Source organism: Pseudogemmobacter bohemicus, assembly GCF_003290025.1.
GTDB lineage: Bacteria > Pseudomonadota > Alphaproteobacteria > Rhodobacterales > Rhodobacteraceae > Pseudogemmobacter > Pseudogemmobacter bohemicus.
This window is the reverse complement of record NZ_QNHG01000001.1, coordinates 825,434-846,316: the sequence shown is the minus strand read 5'-3', so window position 1 is coordinate 846,316 and position 20,883 is coordinate 825,434. Positions and strand designations below refer to the sequence as shown.

The following is a 20,883-nucleotide window of genomic DNA, read 5'->3' as shown; positions in this document are numbered from 1 at the left end:
GGAATTGAGCGAACAATGACGGCGTCACCGATCCCGCGCATGGTCTGGATGCTGGGTTTTGTCAGCCTGCTGATGGATGTGTCCTCCGAGATGGTGAACACGCTTTTGCCGGTATTTCTGGCCTCGGGGCTTGGGGCATCTGCGCTGGTGATTGGCTTTATCGAGGGGCTGGCGGTGGCGGTGGCCACGGTAACCAAAGCGCTGTCGGGGATTTTGGCGGACTGGTCGGAGCGGGCGAAGCCGCTGGCGGTGCTGGGCTATGGGCTTGGCGCGCTGTCGCGGCTGATCTTTCCGCTGGCGATGAGCGTCGATCAGGTGGTGCTGGCGAAGGGGCTGGACCGGGTCGGCAAGGGGATCAGGGGCGCGCCGCGCGATGCGATGATCGCGGCGGTCACCCCGCCGGAGATCCGGGCGGCGGCTTTTGGCCTGCGCAAATCGCTTGATACGATGGGCGGATTTCTGGGGCCGTTGATCGCCATAGCCGCGATGCTGGTCTTTGCCGGTGATATCCGGCTGGTTTTCTGGCTGGCAGCGGTGCCGGCGGCGCTGGCCGTGCTGCTGCTGATAGGGCGGGTGCATGAGCCGGAGGGCCAGACCGAGGCCCCGCGCGGCACGTTCCGGCTGCGCGAGGCGTTGCGGCTGACCGCGCCGGTCCGGGCGGTGATCGCGCTGGCCGGGTTGATCATGCTTGCGCGCTTTTCCGAGGCGTTTTTGCTTCTGAAAGCGCTGGAGGCCGGGTTTTCGCCGGTCTGGGTGCCGCTGATCATCGTGGTGCTGCATCTGCTCTATGGCGCCGCGGCATGGCCGGTGGGGATCCTTTCGGACCGGCTGAAAGCGCGCGGGAGTGACCCGGTGCGGGTGCCGCTGCTGATCGGGCTGGGCCTGCTGGTCGCGGCGCATCTGGTGCTGGGTTTCGCCCAGACGGCGCCGGTTTTCCTGGTCGGCGTGGCCCTTTGGGGGCTGCATATGGGGTTCAGCCAGGGGCTTCTGGGCGCCATGCTGGCCGCAGTCGCACCGCCCGCCTTGCGGGGCAGCGCCTTTGGGAGTTTCAGCCTCGTCTCGGGCCTTGTGATGCTGACCGGCAATATGGCGGCCGGCTGGGCCTGGGTCAGCTGGGGATCGCCCGCGCCTTTCGTGATCGGCGCGGGTCTGTCGGTGCTGGCGATGGCTCTGGTCGCTCTGAAGCGTCAGAAACCGTAGATCGCGCCGAATTTCGCTTCGAGATAATCCAGCAGCGGCCCGGCGGTGGGCTCTTCGCCGCAGGCGCGGGTGATGGTCTCGCGCGGGCTGTAAAGACCACCATGGCGGCGCAGGTTTTCGCGCAGCCAGTCATTCGCCGCCCCGATCTCGCCCGCTGCCAGATCCTGGTCCAGCCCCGGCAGATCGGCGCGCATCGCCTTGAAAAGGCAGCCGGCATAGAGATTGCCCAGCGTATAGGTCGGGAAATAGCCGAAAAGCCCGATCGACCAATGCACGTCCTGGAGCATCCCATTCGAGGGTTTGTCGACCTCTGCCCCGAAATCATTGAGGAAGCGGTCATTCCAGGCGGCTTCCAGATCCGTGACCGCCAGATCGCCCCCCATCAGCGCGCGCTCCAGATCAAAGCGCAGCATGACATGGAGGTTGTAATGCACCTCATCCGATTCTGTCCGGATATAGCCTGGCGCGACGCGGTTGACGGTGGCGAAGAACTCTTCCGGGTCAGTGATGCCGAATTCACCGAAACGGTCGCGCATCTCGCCGAACAACCATTCGGTAAAGAGGCGCGAGCGGCCAAGCTGGTTCTCGCAGATGCGGCTCTGGCTTTCATGCACGCCCATCGAGACACCGCCGCCAATGGGCGTCAGCAGGAAATCCGAATCGACGCCCTGCTCATAGGCGGCATGGCCGGTCTCATGGATGGTCGAGTAGAGGCAGTTGAAGGGGTCGCCCTCGGCCACGCGGGTGGTGATCCGCACATCATCGCCAGAGCCCGAGCAGAAAGGATGCACTGCCGTGTCGATCCGGCCCCTTTGCATGTCATAGCCGAAGACCATGGCCAGCCGGCGCGACAGGCGGATCTGGGCATCCGCCCCGAAACTGCCGGTCAGCTGGGCCGGTTTGCGGGGCGAGGCAAGGATTTTTTCGCGAAGCGCCACCAGGCGCGGGCGCAGCGTGTCGAACATTGCGGCGCATTCGGCGCCGGTCATGCCAGGCTCGTAATCATCCAGCATCGCGTCATAGCTGTCGGCCCCGGCAGCCAGCGCCTGGCCCTCCTGGCGTTTCAGCGCCACCACCTGTTCCAGCGTCGGCAGGAAAGAGGCCACCGCCTCATTCGCCCGGGCCTCGGCCCAGATGCCTTGCGACAGCGAGGTCACCCGCGCGATCTCCTGCGCGAGCCGTGCCGGCACTTTCAGCGCCCGCTCATACGACCGGCGGATGCGCGCGACCTGGGCTTTCGCGACCAGCTCGACCGGCTCGACCTTTGAAAGCCAGTCACCCACCCGCGGGTCAGAGCGGCGGGCATGCAAAACGCCCTCCATCGCGGCCATCTCCTCGCCGCGCTGTTCGCCCGCGCCGCGCGGCATCATGGTCTCCTGATCCCAGGACAGACGCCCGGCAACCTGCTCCAGCGCCGCCGTCTCACGGGCATGCAGCATCAGCTCTTCATAAATGTCAGCCATCACGCGGTTCCTTTCCGGATCGAGCCCGCAACCGGGTATTGCGACAGGTAGCGGGCGCGCAGGATCAGCACCCAAAGGATCACCGCGCCGATCTGATGGGTGATCGCCACATGCAGATGCGCCGAGGTCAGCACGGCCATGATGCCCAGCCCGACCTGGGCCAGCAGCATCAGCATAACCATGTTAAAGGCAAAACGCGTATCACGATGCGCGGATTTGCGACCACGCAGCCAGACAACCAGGCCGAAGATGAACAAAAGATAGCCCGCCATCCGGTGCATGAATTGCACGAGGCCCGGGTTTTCAAAGAAAGCATGCCAGACCGGCAGCACATTCCCTTGCATATCGGTCGCGTAAAACGCATCCGCCGGGAAGAAGCTGTCGCCCATCAGCGGCCAGGTCGGGAAAGCGCGACCGGCATCAATGCCGGCAACCAGCGCGCCGAGCAGGATTTGCAGAAAGGCGAAATGCATCAGCCCGGTGGACATCGAGAAGAGTTTCGCCTCCCTCCCCCGCCTTGCGGTCATCAGCGCGGAATCGCTCCTCGACAGCAAAAGCACATACCAGCCGATAAAGCCGAGGATGATGAAGGCCAGCCCCAGATGCACCGCAAGCCGGTAAGAGGCCACGCGCACCATGCTGCCCGAGAGGCCCGAGGCAACCATCCACCAGCCGATGGCGCCCTGCAGCCCGCCAAGCGCGCCGATCAGCAACAGCCGCTTATGCCAGCGTGGCGGGATGGACTTCGTGGCCCAGAAAGCGAGGAAACCCACCGCCCAGATCAGCCCGACCAGCCGGCCAAGCTGGCGATGCGCCCATTCCCACCAATAGATCGCCTTGAATTCCTCAAGCGTCATGCCGGCATTCGCCAGCTCATATTGCGGCGTCTGGCGGTATTTCCCGAATTCGGCCGTCCAGGCGCTGGCATCCATCGGCGGGATTGCCCCGGTGACCGGACGCCATTCGGTGATCGAAAGGCCCGAGCCGGTAAGCCTTGTCAGCCCGCCAACGATGATCATCGCCACGACCAGCAGGAACAAAACGATCAGCCAGAGCCGGATCGCGCCGCGCGCGCCCTTATGGCCCTGGTCGATCATGCCCCCCGCCGGGGCGGTTTTGCCCCCTTGTTTCGCGCTTTGCGATGCTTCGCCGACTTCTTCGAAAATGCTGCGTTTTCTGGCCATGGTGCCTTCCTTCGTGACGGGCGCGAGATTAGGGCGCGCGCCTCGCGGCTTCAAGGTGGCAAAGGGGGCGTCTGCCCGCTTGCCACCGGCGGCTGTGGCGACTATCAGGCGGCCAGAGCGCGGGGGCCAGGGGCGTCACCCTGCCCCGCGGCGACACCACTTCTGACAGACGGGGCGCGCGCGAAAGACATGAATATTCTGATCCTTGGCGGCGGCGGGCGCGAACATGCGCTGGCCTGGGCGGTGAAACAGAACCCGAAATGCGACCGGCTGATCGTGGCGCCCGGCAATGCCGGTATCGCGCAGATCGCGGAATGCGCCAGCTTTGACATTCTCGACCAGGCGCGCGTGGTCGCCTTTTGCGAGGAAAACGCGATTGATTTCGTGATCGTTGGGCCAGAGGCGCCGCTCGCGACCGGAGTGGCCGACGCGACCCGCGCCGCCGGCATCCTGACCTTTGGCCCGGGGCGCGAGGCCGCGCAGCTTGAGGCGTCAAAACGGTTCACCAAAGAGGTCTGCGATGCCTGCGGCGCGCCGACCGCCGCCTGGGCACGCTTTACCGGGGCTGCGCCTGCTAAGGACTATATCCGCGCGCAAGGGGCGCCGATCGTCGTCAAGGCCGACGGGCTTGCCGCCGGCAAGGGCGTGATCGTCGCCATGACCGAGGCCGAAGCGCTTGATGCCATCGACGATATGTTCGGCGGTGAATTCGGCGCGGCCGGGGCCGAGGTGGTGATCGAGGAATTCATGCAGGGCGAAGAGGCGAGCTTCTTCATCCTGACCGATGGCATCAATGCGCTCCCCTTCGGCACCGCCCAGGACCATAAGCGGGTCGGAGATGGCGATACCGGCCCGAATACCGGCGGCATGGGCGCCTATTCCCCGGCGCCGGTGCTGACAGAGGCGCTCCAGGCCCAGGCGATGGAGCGGATCGTGCTGCCCACCATCCGCGAGATGGCGCGTCGTGGCACCCCCTATCAGGGCGTACTTTATGCCGGGCTGATGATTGATGACGGCCCGGATGGAGAAAGACGCGCGCGGCTGGTGGAATATAACTGTCGCTTTGGCGATCCTGAATGTCAGGTGCTGATGATGCGGCTGGGCGCGCAGGTGCTGGACCATCTGATCGCAACGGCGGATCAGCGGCTGGCCCAGGCCAAAGTGAACTGGGCCGATGACCATGCGCTGACTGTGGTGATGGCGGCCGCCGGCTATCCGGGCGCCTATGTCAAAGGCAGCCGGATAGCCGGGCTTGATCGCCTGCCCGAGGATAGCGGCCATATGGTCTTTCATGCCGGCACCGTGGCGCGCGAGGGCGAAATTCTCGCCAATGGCGGCCGGGTGCTGAATGTCACCGCCCGGGCCGGAGCGCTTGGCGCGGCGCGCGATGCGGCCTATGCGATGGTCGATGGCATCGACTGGCCGGAAGGGTTCTGCCGACGCGATATCGGCTGGCGGGCGCTTTGATCTTCTGAGCGCCGCGCTTCCTGCGGGCGGCGGATGCCTCCGGCGGGAGTATTTTTCTCAAGAGGAAGATGCGGTCGGTTCAGGCGGGCAGCCTGTCATATTCCTGACCGCATTGGCATGTCAGGCAGGGCGCGCCGCATTGCGGCCATACTGCCGCTAAGGGAAGAGGACAGGCGCTGGTGTACAGGCTTGAGGAAGAGACCGAGGCGGATTGGTGGGAGGTCGAGGCGCTTTACGATCTCTGCTTCGCACCGGGGCGGACGGCTTTGTCCTCGTACCGGCTGCGGGACGGGGTGCCGACCATCGCGCCATTATGCCTTTGTCTGCGCGATGGTGATGGGATCCTGGCCGGCGCCATCCGCTACTGGCCGGCCAAAATCGGCACCGTCGATATCCTGCTGCTGGGCCCGGTCGCGGTACACCCGACCCGCCAGGGCGAGGGGCTGGGGGGGCTTTTGATCTCGGAAAGCCTGGGCGAGGCACGTCGTCTCGGCTGGGAGCGGGTTTTGCTGGTGGGCGACACCCCCTATTACCGCCGTTTCGGCTTTGCAAAGCTGGAGCATGTGGTGATGCCGCCGCCGACCAACCCCGACCGCGTGCTGGGGCTGGAGCTGAAAACCGGCGCCTGGGCGGGGATTGCCGGACCGGTCACCCGCGCCACCTGAGGCCACGCGGTCGGGCGAAAGCGCAGGCCGGGATCTTGCGCGCCGCCGCCCCCTTCCCATATGCACAATATGAGCCATGAAACCATGACCCTGCCGCATCTTCTCCTGCCCGCCGGTTGCGGTGCCGATGTCGATGCCCTCGCACTGCGCTGGAAAAAGGCCAATGGCCCGCTGATGGGTTTGCTCACACGGTTTGGCGGCCGGCTGGAAGAGCAGATGGCGTTCCTGCCCGCAGGCTTTCGCGACCGGGCCGAGCGGGTGACATCCGCCGCGCTGGAAAATGCCTGGGCGGTGGCGCGTCAGGGGGGCAAGCTGCCCGGCAGCGGCGACCGTGGCACCCTCGCAGTTGCCATTGGTGCGGGCTTTGCCGGCGGTGCGGGCGGCATCATGGGGGCGATTGCCGAACTCCCGTTCACAATCACGGTTTTGCTGCATGCGATCCGGCGCGAGGCCGAAAAGCAGGGCTATGATCCCGACGATCCCTGGATCATGGCCGAGGCTTTGCGCACCTTCGGCTCGGGCAGTCCGGTGGCGGCGGATGACGGGATCAACACCGCGTTCTATTCGGCGCGCGCGGCGCTGACCGGGCCGGCGATCAACCAGCTGATCACCACCATCGCGCCAAAGCTCGCAACGACGCTCGGCCAGAAACTGGCCGCCCAGGCGGTGCCGGTGATGGGGGCCGTTTCGGGCGCCGCGATCAATGCCGCCTTCCTGCGCTATTACCGCGAGATGGCAGCAATCCGCTTCCGGCTCTTGCGGCTTGGAGAAGTGCACGGCGCCGGGCCGGTGCTGGAGCATTTCGCAACCGCAACCGCCCAGCCCCGCATCACCAAAGCCTGATTACCGCAGCGCGGCCAGCAGCGCCGATGAGGGCTCTCCGGTCACCGCCATGCCGTTCTGCGCCTGATAAGCCGAGATCGCCTCGCGCGATTTCGGGCCGATCACCCCATCGGTACCGCCGGTGTCAAAGCCGCGCGCGGTCAGGCGCTGTTGCAGCTGCTGGCGGTCGGCCTTGGTCAACCCGGTGCGGTCGGGGCCGAAATCGGCGCGCACCGGGCCGCCGCCTTTGATCCGGTCCGCCAGATGGCCAACGCCGATCGCATAATTCTCGGCATTGTTGTAGCGCAGGATCACGTTGAAATTCTGCGTCAGCAGGAAGGCCGGCGTCCCCGCGCCGCCCGGCTGGATGATCGAGCCACCGGAAAGCCCGCCGCCCGCCGCCCGCGAGACGCCAAGCGCCTCCCATTCCGCCGCCGATTTGCCTTTGCCGCGTCCCAGCAGACCGGCATTGAACCCAGAAGGCAGCGAGACCTCCATCCCCCAGGGCAACCCGCGCTGCCAGCCGGTGCGCGCGACGTAATTCGCCGTCGAGGCCAGCGCGTCGGTCGGATCATCCGACCAGATATCGCGCCGCCCGTCACCGGTGAAATCCACCGCATATTGCAGGTAAGAGGTCGGGATGAACTGGGTATGCCCCATCGCCCCCGCCCAGCTGCCGACCATCCGCTCCGGGGCCACATCGCCAGCCTGGAGGATCTTCAGCGCGCCGTCCAGCTGGCTCTCAAAAAACGCCGCACGCCGCCCCTCATAGGCAAGTGTCGACAGCGCCGAGACCACCGGCACATTGCCGCGCCTTGTGCCGAAAAAGCTCTCAAGCCCCCAGAAGGCGGCAACGACATTGCCCTCGACGCCGTAGCGTTGCTCAATCGCAGCCAGGGTCGAGCCATAGCGCGCATACATCTCACGCCCCAGCGAGACCCGCTCATCCGAGGCGGCAATCGACAGATAGTCTTCCAGCGAGCGCTTGAATTCGGTCTGGTTGCGGTCTTTCTCGATCACATCGGGCAGGAAACCGGCATAGCGGAAGGCGGAATCGAGCGTGCCCTGGGAAATCCCGCGTGAGGATGCACGGCTGCGGTAACTGGCGATCCAGCTGTCCCAGCCAGAATTCGGCACCGGGCGCAGCGCCGGGGTCTCGCGGCTGCCGGGTGCCGCACTGCCCATACGCGAACCTGCGCCGCCAACGCAGCCCGAAAGCAAGGCTGTGCCGGCGGTAAGGGTGAAAAATCTGCGGGTAATCATAACGCCTGCCTGCCTTTGTTCTCGATTTGGCAGAAGTTTACCTGATCCGAAGCGCCAGTCAAAGCCCGCGCCCGTCATCCCCCCCGGCACCCGGCAGCGCTTTGCCAAAACCCGGTTGCGCCTCTCAGTCGCGGGGCTCCTCGTCCATCTCGCCCCTTGCCTTGCGAAACAGGATCTGGCGCAGCATCCCATGCAGCGTCTGGACCTCTGCCCGCGTCAGTCCCAGCCGGCCCCACATATTGCGCAGGTTCAGCCGCATCCCCTCGGCCTTGGTTTCAGGGAAAAAGAACCCCGCCTCGTCCAGCCGCATCTCATAGTGATCGCCCAGCCGCGCCACCTCTTCGCGGCTGGCCATTTCGGTGCGTGCAAGCCCCATGACCGATTCCGGCACCGCCGAGCCCTGGCGCCCCCATTCATAGGCCAAAAGCAGCACCGACTGGCCCAGATTCAGCGAAAAGAACTCTGGATTGACCGGCACAGTGACAATCGCATTGGCATGGATGATATCGGCATTTTCCAGCCCAGCCCGCTCTGGCCCAAAAAGAATGCCGACCTTCTTTCCCGAAGCGCCCATCTCGCGCGCCATCGCCATCGCGCGCTCGGGCGTCACCACCTCTTTCACCAGCTCCCGCGAGCGCGCCGTGGTGGCGAAGACGAAATCGCAATCGGCAACGGCGCGCGCCACGTCCGGAAAGATCCCGGCATGATCCAGCACCCGCCCGGCCCCGCTGGCCATCGCATTGGCCTTCGGGTTCGGCCAGCCGTCGCGCGGATCAACGATCCGCATCCGGTCCAGCGAGAAATTCAGCATGGCCCGCGCCGCCGCGCCGATATTCTCGCCCATTTGCGGCCGCACCAGCACGATCACCGGGTCAATCATCTCTGCCATCGCCGCCCCCATCAGAAAAACCGCCCGCCAGATAGCCGCTCCGCCGCCGGCAAACAAGCAAAGCCCCTTTCATCTGTCCAGAAATATCCCGGGGGAGTCTGCGCAAGGCGCAGACGGGGGCAGCGCCCCCTCCGCCCATAGCCAAAGCCGACAAACGCTGCTAAAGCGCCCCGATACAGTTACGGAGCCGCGACATGGCCGCAGATGACCGCCCGCAGATCAACCTCATCACCCCGCCAAGCTTCCAGACCGATCTCTTCCCCGATCAGCTGGCGCGGATCCTCGATGCGGTGGAAATCGCCTGTCTGCGCGTTTCACTGGCCACAAAAAACACCGATGATCAGGGGCTTGCCGCCGATATCTGCCGCGATATCGCCCATCAGCGCGATGTGGCGGTGGTGATCGACAACCATCTTCTGCTGGTCGAGCGCCACGGGCTGGACGGGGTGCATCTGACCGATGGCGCGCGCTCGGTCAGGAAGGCGCGCAAAGATCTCGGCCAGGACGCGATCATCGGCGCCCATTGCGGCACCACCCGCCATGAGGGGCTGAATGCAGGCGAGGCCGGCGCCGATTATGTCGCATTCGGCCCGGTGGGCGAAACCGGGCTCGGTGATGGCAGCCGCGTGGACTGGGATCTCTTTCAGTGGTGGTCCGAAGTGATCGAGGTGCCGGTCGTCGCCGAAGGCGGGCTGACCGCCGAACTGGTGGCGAAATTCGGCCCGGTCACCGATCACTTCGCCATTGGCGAGGAAATCTGGCGCACCGAGGCCCCTCTCGCCGCGCTGCAGACGCTGATCGCCCCCCTGGGCTGAAGCTGACAGGTCTGACGGCTTACAGGTCTGAGACGCTATGAGGTCTGAGCCGTGCCTCAGACCTTTTCGAACCTGATGCCGCGCCGCAAAAATTGCGTCGCATGGGCCGAGACCGAGGCCGGATCGCCGGTGGTCAGAAATTTCGACTCTGTACCCGAACCCAGCATTTCCGGCCGCCGCTCCAGATAGTCGGCCAGGCTCTCGGCCACCAGCTTCGCCTGGCTATAGACCTTGACGCCCTCGCCCAGAGCCTCCTGGAAAGTCTTTTCCATCAATGGGTAATGGGTGCAGCCAAGGATCGCAGCCTCGGGCTGCGGCATCCGCCGCTTCAATGCCTCGACATGGCTGCGCACCAGCGCCTCGGCGAGGATCTCATCGCCTTGCTCGATTGCATCGACCACGCCGCCGCAGGGCTGCGCCTCGACATCGACCCCGATCGCCCGGAACGCCAGTTCCCGCTGGAAGGCGCGCGACGACACCGTCGCCGGCGTCGCAAACAGCGCCACATGTTTCACCGCCACCTCGCGCGGCGGCGAGTTGTCGCCCCATTGCCGTTCGGTCAGTGCCTCGATCAGCGGCACGAACACACCCAGCACCCGCTTATCCGCCGGCAGCCAGCTTTCCTGCATCCGCCGCAAAGCCGCAGCCGAGGCGGTGTTGCAGGCAAGGATCACCAGATCGCAGCCCTCGGCCCAGAGCCGTTCGACCGCCGCACAGGTCAGGTTGAAAATATCATCGGCGGTCCGCACCCCGTAAGGCGCATGGGCATTGTCGCCGTAATAGACGAAGAGCACATCCGGCAGCCTGCGCGAGACCGCGTCCAGAACCGTCAACCCGCCAAGCCCCGAATCAAAAACGCCAACCGCCATCTGCCTGCCCTCTCGCCCGAAGGAAATTCTGACGGGTTTCACCGTCTTATGCTGCAATCATAGGCGCAAGGGAAACCCCGTGAAAGGCCCTGCCGTGGGGGCATCCGTGACTTTCCTGCCAAATCCCCGCCGCCACAGCAAAATTGCGTGATCAGGTTTTCCTCCGACGCATGGCTTGTGCTACTGTCCCGCCCGAATGGACGAGGCATGGAAATGGACTGGGACAAGCTGAGGATTTTTCATGCGGTGGCCGATAAAGGCAGCCTTACCCATGCGGGCGAGGTGCTGCATCTGTCGCAATCCGCCGTCAGCCGTCAGATCCGCGCGCTGGAGGAAAGCCTTGATGTGACGCTGTTCCACCGCCATGCGCGCGGACTGATCCTGACCGAACAGGGGGAGCTTCTGTTCGAGGCGACCCAGGCCATGGCCAAGCGGCTTGACGCCGCCGCCGCCCGCATCCGCGACAGCGAGGATGAGGTGTTCGGCGAGTTGCGGGTCACCACCACCATGGGCTTTGGCACGCTCTGGCTGGCGCCACGACTCGCGCGGCTTTACGACAAATACCCGGCGCTCAAGATCGACCTCATGCTGGAAGAGCGCGTGCTCGACCTGCCGATGCGCGAGGCCGATGTGGCGATCCGCATGAAAGAACCCTCCCAGGCCGATCTGATCCGCCGCCGCCTGATGAATATCCGCATGCGTCTTTACGCGACGCCGGATTACCTGGCGAAGAACGGCACCCCGAAGACCATGGCCGATCTCAGCCAGCACCGGCTGATCTGCCAGCATCCGGGCACGCCCCAGGTGGCCGCCGGCGCGCGCCTGGTGCAGGAGATCATGGCGCATGAGATCCCCTCGACCCTGCATGTGAACAATTATTTCGGCGTGCAGCAGGGCGTGATCAACCATCTCGGTATCGGCGTGCTGCCGGATTACACCACCGAGGAAAACCCGCATCTGGTGCGGGTGCTGGAAGACATCGAATCGGGCGAAGTGCCGGTCTTCCTCGCCTATCCCGAAGAGCTGCGGCACTCAAAACGCGTCGCCGCCTTCCGCGATTTCGTGACCGAGGAAATCTCGACCTTCCGGCGCAGTCACGGCGGCTGAGATGTGGGGGCGCCGGCGTCGCGGTTCTGGCGCGCTTGTATGGGCAGGAATGCTGACGCTTTGCAGTCTGCTCGCCGCTCCGGTCCGGGCCGAAGCCGTGATCACCGGCGCCCATTACGACCTTAGCTCCCTCTATAGTGGCTTTGAGGATCTGCTCGCACCGCCGGTCACAGCGGCCGACATGTGCCGCAATGGAATCCTGCGTCTCGTCATCGGACTGTGGGGGAACCCGCTACAAATGACGGTCGACGAGGCTCTGTCGCCCTTTGGCAGAACGATTCCGCAGGAACGAGGCGAATGGCGCGGCCTCGTGCTGGCCGGCTGCAATACAGACTTCCTGCGCCATATCGATCAGTGCGCCGCCCGCATTTATGGTGGGGTGTCGCCCGCAGACCAGTTATATTCCCGGCGCTACCGGGGAAAAGAAGCCTTCGCCGCCCAACTCAGCCGATGCCTGGCCGAAGCCAAAGCGGCGGGCGTCGCGCCCCTTGGGCCGCCGCCCTGATCCGGCAAAAGCGCCTGTTGAAACTGCATTGCAGCGTTATCGCAAACATGGCCGGCGCAAAGCCATGCACATAGCGCATGGCGGCATTGACCGACCTGCGACATTGCTGCACTTGCATAATTCGCAAACAGCCCATAAATCGGGCTATGAGATGCTGATCGGGGCAACCTGATCGCTCTCATACCTCCCTGTTGGACTTGGGCCGAGCTTTGCTCGGCCTTTTTTTTGTTCTGTGCTAACCGCCCGCCACTTTCGGCGTGAGGGATTCGCCCGCCGCTGCCGGTGGGCATCGCCGCTTTATCCTGCCGCCACGCGGGCAGAGCCCTTCCCCATTCGCACCGCATGCAATATGACGCGCGCAGATTTCCCGCATTGCCGCAGACCTGGCGCCGCCCAGAGCTGCCGACCCGGAGGCCAGACATGACCGTTGCCGCACGCGAACCCGCCATCACCCCGGAGCTCATCGCCTCGCACGGGATCAAACCCGACGAATATGCGCGCCTGCTGGAGATCCTCGGCCGCGAGCCCTCCTTCACCGAACTCGGCATCTTTTCGGCGATGTGGAACGAGCATTGCTCTTATAAGTCGTCCAAGGTCTGGCTGCGCACCCTGCCGACGACCGGCCCGCAGGTGATCTGCGGCCCGGGCGAGAATGCGGGTGTGGTCGATATCGGCGATGGCCAGGCGGTCATCTTCAAGATGGAAAGCCATAACCACCCCTCTTATATCGAGCCGCATCAGGGTGCCGCGACCGGCGTGGGGGGCATTCTGCGCGACGTCTTCACCATGGGCGCGCGCCCGATTGCGGCGATGAATGCACTCTCCTTCGGTCTGCCGTCGCATCCCAAGACCGCACATCTGGTGAAGGGCGTGGTTGAGGGCGTCGGCTCCTACGGCAATGCGTTCGGCGTGCCGACGGTGGGCGGCGAAGTGCGCTTCCACAAATCCTATAACGGCAACTGCCTTGTGAACGCTTTCGCGGCGGGCCTCGCCGACACCGACAAGATCTTTTACTCGGCCGCCTCGGGCGTGGGCATGCCGGTGGTGTACCTCGGCGCAAAGACCGGCCGTGACGGCGTTGGCGGCGCGACCATGGCGTCCGCGGAATTCGACGACACCATCGAGGAAAAACGCCCCACCGTCCAGGTCGGCGACCCCTTCACCGAGAAACGCCTGCTGGAGGCCTGCCTGGAACTCATGCAGACCGGCGCGGTGATCTCGATCCAGGATATGGGCGCGGCGGGTCTGACCTGCTCGGCGGTCGAAATGGGCGACAAAGGTGGTCTGGGCATCAAGCTGCAGCTTGACCAGGTGCCGCAGCGCGAAACCAATATGACCGCCTATGAGATGATGCTGAGCGAGTCTCAGGAACGCATGCTCATGGTCCTCAATCCCGAGCTGGAAGATGTGGCGCGGGCGATCTTTGTGAAATGGGACCTCGATTTCGCCATCGTCGGCGAGACCATCCCGGAAGACCGTTTTCTCATTCTGCACGGCAATGAGGTGAAGGCGGATATCCAGCTCTCGAAACTCTCGTCGAGCGCGCCGGAATATAACCGCCCCTGGGTCGAGACGCCGAAGGCGGAACCCCTGCACAACGTGCCGCAGATCGGCGCGATCCAGGGTTTGAAAGTGCTGATCTCCTCGCCCTCATACGCCCATAAGGGCTGGGTCTATGAGCAATATGACAGCCAGGTCGGCGCCGATACCGTGGTGACCCCGGGCTTGCCTGCGGGCGTCGTGCGCGTCCATGGCAGCGACAAGGCGCTGGCTTTCACTTCGGATGTGACGCCGCGCTACGTCAAGGCCAACCCTTTCGAGGGCGGAAAACAGGCGGTGGCCGAGGCTTACCGAAACCTCACCGCCATGGGCGCCCTGCCGCTGGCGACCACCGACAATATGAACTTCGGCAACCCTGAAAAGCCTGAAATCATGGGGCAATTCGTCGGCGCGATCAAAGGCATCGGCGAGGCGGTTTCGGCGCTGGATATGCCGATCGTCTCGGGGAACGTGTCGCTCTACAACGAGACCGATGGCACCGGCATTCTGCCGACCCCCACCATCGGCGCCGTGGGGATCCTTGCCTCGCTGGATGATCTGATCAATGGCACACCCGAGGCCGGCGATGTCGCGCTGCTGGTCGGCGAGAGCTTTGGCCATCTCGGCCAGTCGGCGCTGCTGGCCGAAGCCTTTGGCGACGAGCGCGGCGACGCGCCGCCGGTCGATCTGGTCGCTGAAAAGAAAAACGGCGATTTCGTGCGCGCGCAGCGCCGCAATATCGTTGCGGCATCGGATCTCAGCGATGGCGGCCTCGCGCTGGCGGCCTTTGAGATGGCAGAGGGCGCCGGCACCGGCATCACCCTGATCCCGTCCGAAACCGGCGCGCTGTTTGGCGAAGACCAGGCGCGCTATCTGCTCGCGGTGCGCGAAAGCGCGGCGGCCGAGATCGAGGCAAACGCGATCACCGCCGGCGTCGCTGTCACCCGCATCGGCACATTTGGCGGCGACAAGGTGAGTTTTGGCCAGGACAGCGCTTCGCTCACTGATCTTTCGGTGCTTTACCGCAGCGCCTTCGCCACTGCCGTGGGCCTTTGATCCGGCGCGCGACAGTTGATGACCTTGCCCGGGTGGACCTGCTGATCAAGGCCCATCCGAGCGCGTTGATGGACAAAGGCGCCGGTCAGCTGCGCGAAATGCTGGAGGCGGATGATTGTGTGATCCTGATCCGCGAGGATCAGGGTTTTGCCGGTTTCACCACGCTGCATATGCTTTACGACGAGGTCTGGTATCTCGACAATCTCGCGGTGACGCGCCCCGGCCAGGGGCAAAAGCTGATCCGCGAGATGCTGGCGGTGGTCTTTGATGAGCTGGGCGCCCATCGGCTGATGTGCGACGTGGTTTTCGACAATGAGGCCGGAATGAAGGCGATGACCCGCGCTGGCTTCACCTTCGAGGGCAATATGCGGCAATGCTGGAAACGGGGCGGCATCTGGGTTGATTGCCATGCTTTCGCGATGCTGGCGCCGGAATGGCAAAGCCTGAGGGGCTGATATGGATCTGAGACCTGCCGTTGCAGCCGATTTCCCCTTCATCCGCGCGCTGGCGCAGCGCCCGGAAAACCGCGCCTTCATCACCGATGAGGATGACGCAGCCCTTGCGGCCTATCTTGCCTCGCCCGAATCCCGGTTGCTGATCGCGCAAGAGAATGGCGTCGCCATCGGCTACGCGCTGTTTTGCGAGATCGGCGATCCCTCGCGCCGGGTGGAACTGCGCCGCCTCGCGCTTGCGCTGACCGGCGGCGGCAGAGGCCGCGCCTTTGTCGGCCAGCTGATCCGCTACGGCTTCCAGGCGCTGGAGGCGCAACGGCTCTGGCTGGATGCCTCGGGCGAGAACCCGCGCGCCATGGCACTTTACGAAAAGCTTGGCTTCCGGCGTGAGGGCGTGCAGCGCGGCCACTGGTTCCGCCCCGATACCGGACACCCGGGAATTGGGCACCCGGGAACTGGCCGCAATGTCGATCTGCATCTTTTCGGCCTGATGCGGGACGAATGGCAGGATCAGGGCTGAGCCATCTCCCTTGCAGCCCCTGCGGCCAGAGCTTACATCTTTCAGGGAATGAGCAAGGAGCAGCCCGATGCCAATGGAAGGCAAGGATATTGAAGCCCTGATCCGGGAGACCTTCCCCGAGGCTAAAATCACCATCACCGACCTCGCCGGTGACGGCAATCACTGGGCGGCCGAAGTGATCGACGAAAGCTTTCGCGACATGAACCGGGTGCAGCAGCAGCGCGCGGTCTATGCCAGCCTCAAGGGCAAGATGGACGGGGCGCATGGCGAATTGCACGCGCTGGCGCTGACCACCAAGGCGCCGGAATAAGCGGGTGGAAGCCTGGCCCATCCTCTTTGGCCTCGTGGCGCTGATCGGCTTTATGGCCTCGCTGAACCATCGGCTGGCGGCACGGCGGATGGGGCGCGACGAACTCCTTTCGGGGCGTTACGGCATCCGGCGCGAGCCGGGGATGGAGGCGAGCGATCTTGACGGCTTCATTCTGGCAATGAGCCGGAATGCCCCGAGAGGCGAAGTGCCACAGGAATTGCAGGGGCCGGGGTGCGGGATTTTCGCCTCCGTACTGGCTCCGAAAGATGATGAGACCTATGCCAGGCGCTATCACGACGCCTTTGGCCCCAAGCAAGGAAACGAAAGATGAGCGCGCAGGATCAGATCCGCGAAACCGTTGAGAAAAACGATGTGGTGCTGTTTATGAAAGGCACCAAGACCATGCCGCAATGCGGGTTCTCCAGCCGCGTGGCCGGGGTGCTGAATTACATGGGCGTCGATTATACCGATGTGAACGTGCTGGCCGATGCGGAAACCCGTCAGGGGATCAAGGACTTCTCTGACTGGCCGACCATCCCGCAGCTTTACGTCAAAGGCGAATTCGTCGGCGGTTGCGATATCGTGACCGAGATGACGCTGTCGGGCGAGCTGGATGCTTTGTTCGAGAAAGTGGGCGTCAGCTATAACAAGGAAGCCGCCGACAAGATCCGCGAAGCCAATGTCTGAAGGCGACCGGCCACCACAGGCGCCGGTTCCTTCCTAAGGAACCGGGACGAAATCTTCAAAGATTTCGGCTTTTTGCAAACGCCCGGGCAAGGCTCCGGGCGTTTTTCTTATTGCCGGGCGCAGCCATCGAGGATGACCTTTTCCTCGCCGCCTTCCGACCACATCAGGAAGGCTGTCTCGCCCTTGGTCCACCAGATGTAATGCGCCCCGTCGGACGGCCAGCCATAGCGGGCGCCCGAAGCCGATTGTTCGATTTCCAGTGTGATCTGAGTGCCTTCGACATTCAGCACCGCGAGCGACAAATCCGCTGCGTTGATATAAGTCACCGGCACTTCCACCCCGCGCTCACAGAGATAGCGCGTTGTCTGATAGTTGCTGTCCTGTGACAGAGCCGCACCTGCGGACAGGCCAAAGGCCAGCATTGCCGCCACTGTTGATCGGATGGTCATTTCTCCGTCTCCACAGGATCGCCATCCCCCTTTTGCGGCGGATCGCCTGGCGTGACCTCCCCGGGATCCGCATCAGGTTGGGTTACCGGATCCGCTTCGGCGTCCCCGTCACGACCATCCCCGAACCCGAAAGCCGGCCCGACCGCTGCCTTCCCCATGCCAGGGCCAGTTTCCCCGACCGCCTTCGCCTCTGCAAGGCCCGCACCGGCATCGCGCTGCATCGCAGCCACCTTCTCGTCGATCCGTTCCGCCATCGCCTCGATCCGTGCGGCGAGTTCCGCGAATGTCTGCGGCACCTGCGGCGGGATCACGGGGACCTCGATCCGCTTCGCCTCCGGTTCGGGCCGGTCCTCCAGCTCAGAGAGCCTGGCCCGCAAAGCGCGCATCTCGTCTTCCTGCGCCGCCGTCCGGTCGGCCAGCATCAGCCCCGCCATCAGCAGCATCTTGGCCTCTGGCAGCCGCCCCATCGTGGCGATCAGCGGCTGCGCCTCGACATCCAGCTGCGCCGCCGCCGAGCGCAGGAAATGCTCTTCTCCCGGCTGGCAGGAGACGAGGAAGTTCCGCCCCCCGATCATCACCTCGATATCAGGCATGTTCCGCCTCCCCGATCTGGGCCGACAGCGCGGCGGAAATCTCGTCAAGCTCGGCCATCTCGGCCAGCCGGCTGGCCCGCAAAGCGTCAAGCTCGGCCAGCATGGCGCGGTTGACCGCCGCCGCATCCACCAGCCCGGCGGCTGAAGCCTCGGTCAGGCGGCGCAATTCCTCGCGCAAGGTGGCGGCGCTGCGCTGCATCCGCGCCAGTTCCAGCCCCTGGACATCCAGCTGGGCCGAAAGCGCCGCGATCTGCGTCTCATAATCCGAGCGCAACTCGGCCTCGCGCTCGCGCGCCTCGGCGAGACGTTCGCGCATCCGGACGAGAGTGGGTTCCTCGCGTGCCCCCTGGGCCTCAAGCCCGGCTTTGGCCTCGGCCTTTGCCGCCCGGATCTCATCTGCGGCCTGGCGCCCGGCCCGCTCTGCCGCCTCAACGGCGCCGGCGGCCCGTGCCGCCTGGGCATCCCGCGCAGCCTCGGCCTGGCGGCGCCCCTCTTCCGCCGCAGCGGTCAGGCGCCCGGCTTCGGCCAACCGGGCAGCGCCCTCGGCCTGCGCCGCGTCAATCGTGACTATCCCGGCTTCGATCCGCCGCAGCGCCGAAGAAATGCGGCGCTCGAACTCGACAATTTCCTGCATACCCGCCCTCACCGGCTTTTGGTCTTGTAACAAGGATACAATGCACGAATCGCAGACGGAACCCCCCGACCACAGAATTGCGCGTTTTGGGCAGCCAGATGCCGGGCTTATTTCCCCTTTCGCGCCATGGGCTTGCCCATAGCGCTGCCTCGCCGCTTGATCTTGAGCCTGGGCAGCATTATGCCCCTTCCTGTTTCCGCTATCATTGCAGAGGATCTGCCCCGTGGATATTGCGACCCTTCGCGCCCGCCACCCTGATCACTGGATGCGCGCCGCCGCCATCCGCACGCTGACGCTCGACGCGGTTGCGGCCGCGAATTCGGGCCATTCGGGGATGCCGATGGGCATGGCCGATGTCGCCACCGTGCTCTTCTCGAAGCATCTGAAATTCGACCCGAAAGCGCCCCGCTGGGCAGACCGTGACCGGTTCATCCTCTCGGCCGGCCACGGCTCGATGCTGATCTATTCGCTGCTCTACCTCACCGGCTACGGCGATGTGACGCTGGATCAGATCAAAAACTTCCGCCAATGGGGCGCCATCACCGCCGGCCACCCGGAATATGGCCATGTCTCGGGCGTTGAGACCACCACCGGCCCGCTGGGTCAGGGCATCGCCAATTCGGTCGGCTTTGCCATGGCCGAAGAGCATCTGCGTGCCAAATATGGCGCCAGGATCCAGGACCATTACACCTATGTCATCGCCGGCGACGGCTGCCTGATGGAAGGTGTTTCCCAGGAAGCCATCGGCATCGCGGGCCGCCAGAAGCTCTCGCGCCTGATCGTTCTGTGGGACAACAACGACATCACCATCGACGGCAAGGTCTCGCTCTCGGATGTGACCGACCAGCGCGCGCGCTTCGCCGCTTCGGGCTGGGATGTGTTCCATTGCGACGGCCATGACCCGGAAGATATCGACCGCGCGATCACGGCGGCCAAGGCCAGCCCGCGCCCGGCGCTGATCGACTGCAAGACCCATATCGCGCTTGGCCATGCCGCCCAGGACACGTCGAAAGGCCATGGCGCGCTGACCGACAAGGCGCAGCTTGAGGCCGCGAAAGCCGGTTATGGCTGGACCGCCGGCCCGTTCGAGGTGCCCGCCGAAATCAAATCCTGGTGGGAATCGCTGGGTAAGCCCGGTGCAGCCGCCCGCGCCGAATGGGAAACCCGTCTCGCCGCGCTGCCGACCGGCAAACGCGCGGATTTCGAGCGCAGCTTCGCCCTCGACGTGCCGGCGAAACTCGCAGGCGCCATCCGTGCGCTGAAGAAAGAGGCCGCCGCCGACCAGCCGAAACTCGCGACCCGTTCGGCATCAGAAAAGGTGCTGAACGCCATCAACCCGATCCTGACCGAAACTTTCGGTGGCTCGGCAGACCTGACCGGTTCGAACAACACCAAAACCGCCGATCTGGGCGTGTTTGATGTCGAGAGCCGCAAGGGCCGGTACATGTATTGGGGCATCCGGGAACACGGCATGTCCTCGGCAATGAACGGCATGGCACTGCATGGCGGCGTAAGGCCCTATTCGGGCACCTTCATGGCCTTTACCGATTATGCCCGCCCTGCGATGCGGCTTTCGGCACTGATGGGCCTGCCTGTTGTCTATGTGATGACCCACGATTCCATCGGCCTGGGCGAAGATGGTCCGACCCACCAGCCGGTCGAGCATCTGGCGATCAGCCGCGCGACGCCGAACACCCTGGTGTTCCGCCCCGCCGATCTGACCGAGGTGGCTGAAGCCTGGGAGATCGCGTTCACCCAGAAAACCACGCCTTCGGTCATGGCGCTGTCGCGTCAGAACCTGGTCGCGGTGCGCAAGACCCATACGAACCAGAATATGACCGCCAAAGGCGGCTATATTCTGGCCGAAGCCGAGGGCAAGCGTCAGGCGATCCTGATGGCAACCGGCTCCGAGGTGGAAATCGCAATGAAAGCCCGCGATCTCTTGCAGGCCGAGGGCATCGGCACCCGCGTCGTCTCGCTGCCCTCGATGGAGCTGTTTGCCGCCCAGGACGAAGCCTGGCGCAAGAAGGTCCTGCCGGCCGGTCCGGTTCGCGTCGGCATCGAGGCAGGCGTGCGTCAGGGCTGGGATCGCTGGCTGATCGGCGAGCGCGGCCGCGACAGCAAAGCCGATTTCGTCGGCATGTCGTCTTTCGGCGCTTCGGCCCCCTATGACCGCCTTTACAAGGAATTCGGCATCACCGCCGAGGCCACCGTGGCGAAAGTCAAAGCGCTGCTCTGAGCGGCGATCCGCTGTGATCAAAGGCGGCCCCCGCGCGGGCCGCCTTTTTTTATCCCCCGGGCGCGCAGGTGAAAGAAAAGGCGGGGGAAATCCCCCGCCTTTTTCGCTGGCTGATCCGGGCCGGTCAGACCTCAGGGCACTTCAGGCCTCAGCCC

Annotated in this window: 21 protein-coding genes and 1 pseudogene; 14 read left to right on the top strand and 8 right to left on the bottom strand. The window is 64.6% G+C overall.

Annotated elements, in window-relative coordinates:
* Nucleotides 1–15 precede the first annotated feature (15 nt).
* Nucleotides 16–1,200 carry an MFS transporter gene (locus DRF71_RS04065; RefSeq protein WP_112309263.1) on the top strand — a complete coding sequence of 395 codons (1,185 nt, stop codon included), beginning with the start codon at nucleotides 16–18 and terminating at the stop codon, nucleotides 1,198–1,200.
* Here the strand turns inward: DRF71_RS04065 and DRF71_RS04060 are convergent.
* Both DRF71_RS04060 and ctaA read right to left on the bottom strand, forming a co-directional pair.
* Nucleotides 1,188–2,663 (bottom strand): carboxypeptidase M32, encoded by a 1,476-nt coding sequence (locus DRF71_RS04060; RefSeq protein WP_112309262.1) that lies wholly within the window; start codon nucleotides 2,661–2,663, stop codon nucleotides 1,188–1,190. The genes DRF71_RS04065 and DRF71_RS04060 overlap by 13 nt on opposite strands.
* A complete protein-coding gene (gene ctaA / locus DRF71_RS04055) occupies nucleotides 2,663–3,847 on the bottom strand; it encodes a heme A synthase (protein WP_112309261.1) in 1,185 nt (394 codons plus the stop codon). The genes DRF71_RS04060 and ctaA overlap by 1 nt, the downstream gene beginning before the upstream one ends.
* 189 nt (nucleotides 3,848–4,036) lie before the next feature.
* Here ctaA and purD point away from each other — a divergent pair, with 189 nt between their 5' ends.
* From purD to DRF71_RS04040, 3 genes are all read left to right on the top strand, one after another.
* Nucleotides 4,037–5,314 (top strand): phosphoribosylamine--glycine ligase, encoded by a 1,278-nt coding sequence (purD, locus tag DRF71_RS04050; RefSeq protein ID WP_112309260.1) that lies wholly within the window; start codon nucleotides 4,037–4,039, stop codon nucleotides 5,312–5,314.
* 179 nt (nucleotides 5,315–5,493) lie between these two features.
* Nucleotides 5,494–5,979 carry a GNAT family N-acetyltransferase gene (locus DRF71_RS04045; RefSeq protein WP_112309259.1) on the top strand — a complete coding sequence of 162 codons (486 nt, stop codon included), beginning with the start codon at nucleotides 5,494–5,496 and terminating at the stop codon, nucleotides 5,977–5,979.
* Between the two features lie 69 nt (nucleotides 5,980–6,048).
* Nucleotides 6,049–6,822, top strand: a complete 774-nt coding sequence (locus tag DRF71_RS04040; protein ID WP_232831287.1) for an EcsC family protein — start codon at nucleotides 6,049–6,051, stop codon at nucleotides 6,820–6,822.
* On the opposite strand, the gene DRF71_RS04035 is transcribed toward DRF71_RS04040, so the two are convergent.
* On the bottom strand, nucleotides 6,823–8,064 hold the full coding sequence (locus DRF71_RS04035) for a lytic murein transglycosylase (RefSeq protein WP_112309258.1): 1,242 nt from the start codon (nucleotides 8,062–8,064) through the stop codon (nucleotides 6,823–6,825). It lies immediately after the preceding gene.
* Between the two features lie 124 nt (nucleotides 8,065–8,188).
* A complete protein-coding gene (locus DRF71_RS04030; RefSeq protein ID WP_198672104.1) occupies nucleotides 8,189–8,944 on the bottom strand; it encodes an RNA methyltransferase in 756 nt (251 codons plus the stop codon).
* A 203-nt stretch (nucleotides 8,945–9,147) separates the two neighbouring features.
* Between DRF71_RS04030 and DRF71_RS04025 the strand changes: the two genes are divergently transcribed.
* Nucleotides 9,148–9,768: a thiamine phosphate synthase gene (locus tag DRF71_RS04025; RefSeq protein ID WP_112309257.1), complete on the top strand. Its 621-nt coding sequence runs from the start codon at nucleotides 9,148–9,150 to the stop codon at nucleotides 9,766–9,768.
* Nucleotides 9,769–9,824: 56 nt separating this feature from the next.
* Here the strand turns inward: DRF71_RS04025 and murI are convergent, their stop codons facing one another.
* Entirely contained in the window at nucleotides 9,825–10,637 is an 813-nt protein-coding gene (murI, locus tag DRF71_RS04020) for a glutamate racemase (protein WP_112309256.1), read from the bottom strand.
* Nucleotides 10,638–10,850: 213 nt separating this feature from the next.
* Between murI and DRF71_RS04015 the strand changes: the two genes are divergently transcribed.
* The 8 genes from DRF71_RS04015 (at nucleotide 10,851) to grxD (ending at nucleotide 16,813) form a co-directional block, all read left to right on the top strand.
* Nucleotides 10,851–11,744, top strand: coding sequence for a LysR family transcriptional regulator (locus tag DRF71_RS04015; protein ID WP_112309974.1), 894 nt, complete (start codon nucleotides 10,851–10,853; stop codon nucleotides 11,742–11,744).
* Nucleotides 11,745–11,793: 49 nt separating this feature from the next.
* Nucleotides 11,794–12,249, top strand: coding sequence for a hypothetical protein (locus tag DRF71_RS04010; RefSeq protein ID WP_112309255.1), 456 nt, complete (start codon nucleotides 11,794–11,796; stop codon nucleotides 12,247–12,249).
* Between the two features lie 420 nt (nucleotides 12,250–12,669).
* Entirely contained in the window at nucleotides 12,670–14,844 is a 2,175-nt protein-coding gene (gene purL, locus DRF71_RS04005; protein WP_112309973.1) for a phosphoribosylformylglycinamidine synthase subunit PurL, read from the top strand.
* 32 nt (nucleotides 14,845–14,876) lie between these two features.
* On the top strand, nucleotides 14,877–15,299 hold the full coding sequence (locus DRF71_RS04000) for a GNAT family N-acetyltransferase (protein ID WP_157970917.1): 423 nt from the start codon (nucleotides 14,877–14,879) through the stop codon (nucleotides 15,297–15,299).
* Nucleotide 15,300: 1 nt separating this feature from the next.
* The gene (locus DRF71_RS03995; protein ID WP_112309253.1) at nucleotides 15,301–15,816 is read left to right on the top strand and encodes a GNAT family N-acetyltransferase; all 516 of its coding nucleotides are present in this window, start codon (nucleotides 15,301–15,303) and stop codon (nucleotides 15,814–15,816) included.
* A gap of 67 nt (nucleotides 15,817–15,883) precedes the next feature.
* Nucleotides 15,884–16,126, top strand: a complete 243-nt coding sequence (locus DRF71_RS03990) for a BolA/IbaG family iron-sulfur metabolism protein (protein WP_092896895.1) — start codon at nucleotides 15,884–15,886, stop codon at nucleotides 16,124–16,126.
* A gap of 4 nt (nucleotides 16,127–16,130) precedes the next feature.
* Entirely contained in the window at nucleotides 16,131–16,457 is a 327-nt protein-coding gene (locus tag DRF71_RS03985) for a hypothetical protein (RefSeq protein WP_112309252.1), read from the top strand.
* Complete coding sequence (gene grxD / locus DRF71_RS03980; RefSeq protein ID WP_112309251.1) at nucleotides 16,454–16,813, top strand: Grx4 family monothiol glutaredoxin; 360 nt, start codon at nucleotides 16,454–16,456, stop codon at nucleotides 16,811–16,813. The genes DRF71_RS03985 and grxD overlap by 4 nt, the downstream gene beginning before the upstream one ends.
* A 107-nt stretch (nucleotides 16,814–16,920) precedes the next feature.
* On the opposite strand, the gene DRF71_RS03975 is transcribed toward grxD, so the two are convergent.
* The 3 genes and pseudogenes from DRF71_RS03975 to DRF71_RS03965 form a co-directional block, all read right to left on the bottom strand.
* Entirely contained in the window at nucleotides 16,921–17,262 is a 342-nt protein-coding gene (locus DRF71_RS03975) for an MliC family protein (RefSeq protein ID WP_112309250.1), read from the bottom strand.
* A 221-nt stretch (nucleotides 17,263–17,483) separates the two neighbouring features.
* Nucleotides 17,484–17,855: pseudogene (locus DRF71_RS28405) on the bottom strand (cell division protein ZapA); the annotation flags it as partial.
* On the bottom strand, nucleotides 17,848–18,489 hold the full coding sequence (locus DRF71_RS03965; RefSeq protein WP_112309248.1) for a hypothetical protein: 642 nt from the start codon (nucleotides 18,487–18,489) through the stop codon (nucleotides 17,848–17,850). The pseudogene DRF71_RS28405 and the gene DRF71_RS03965, both read right to left, overlap by 8 nt.
* Nucleotides 18,490–18,712: 223 nt before the next feature.
* On the opposite strand from DRF71_RS03965, the gene tkt reads away from it, so the two are divergent.
* On the top strand, nucleotides 18,713–20,728 hold the full coding sequence (tkt, locus tag DRF71_RS03960) for a transketolase (RefSeq protein WP_112309247.1): 2,016 nt from the start codon (nucleotides 18,713–18,715) through the stop codon (nucleotides 20,726–20,728).
* The last annotated feature ends 155 nt before the right edge of the window (nucleotides 20,729–20,883 follow it).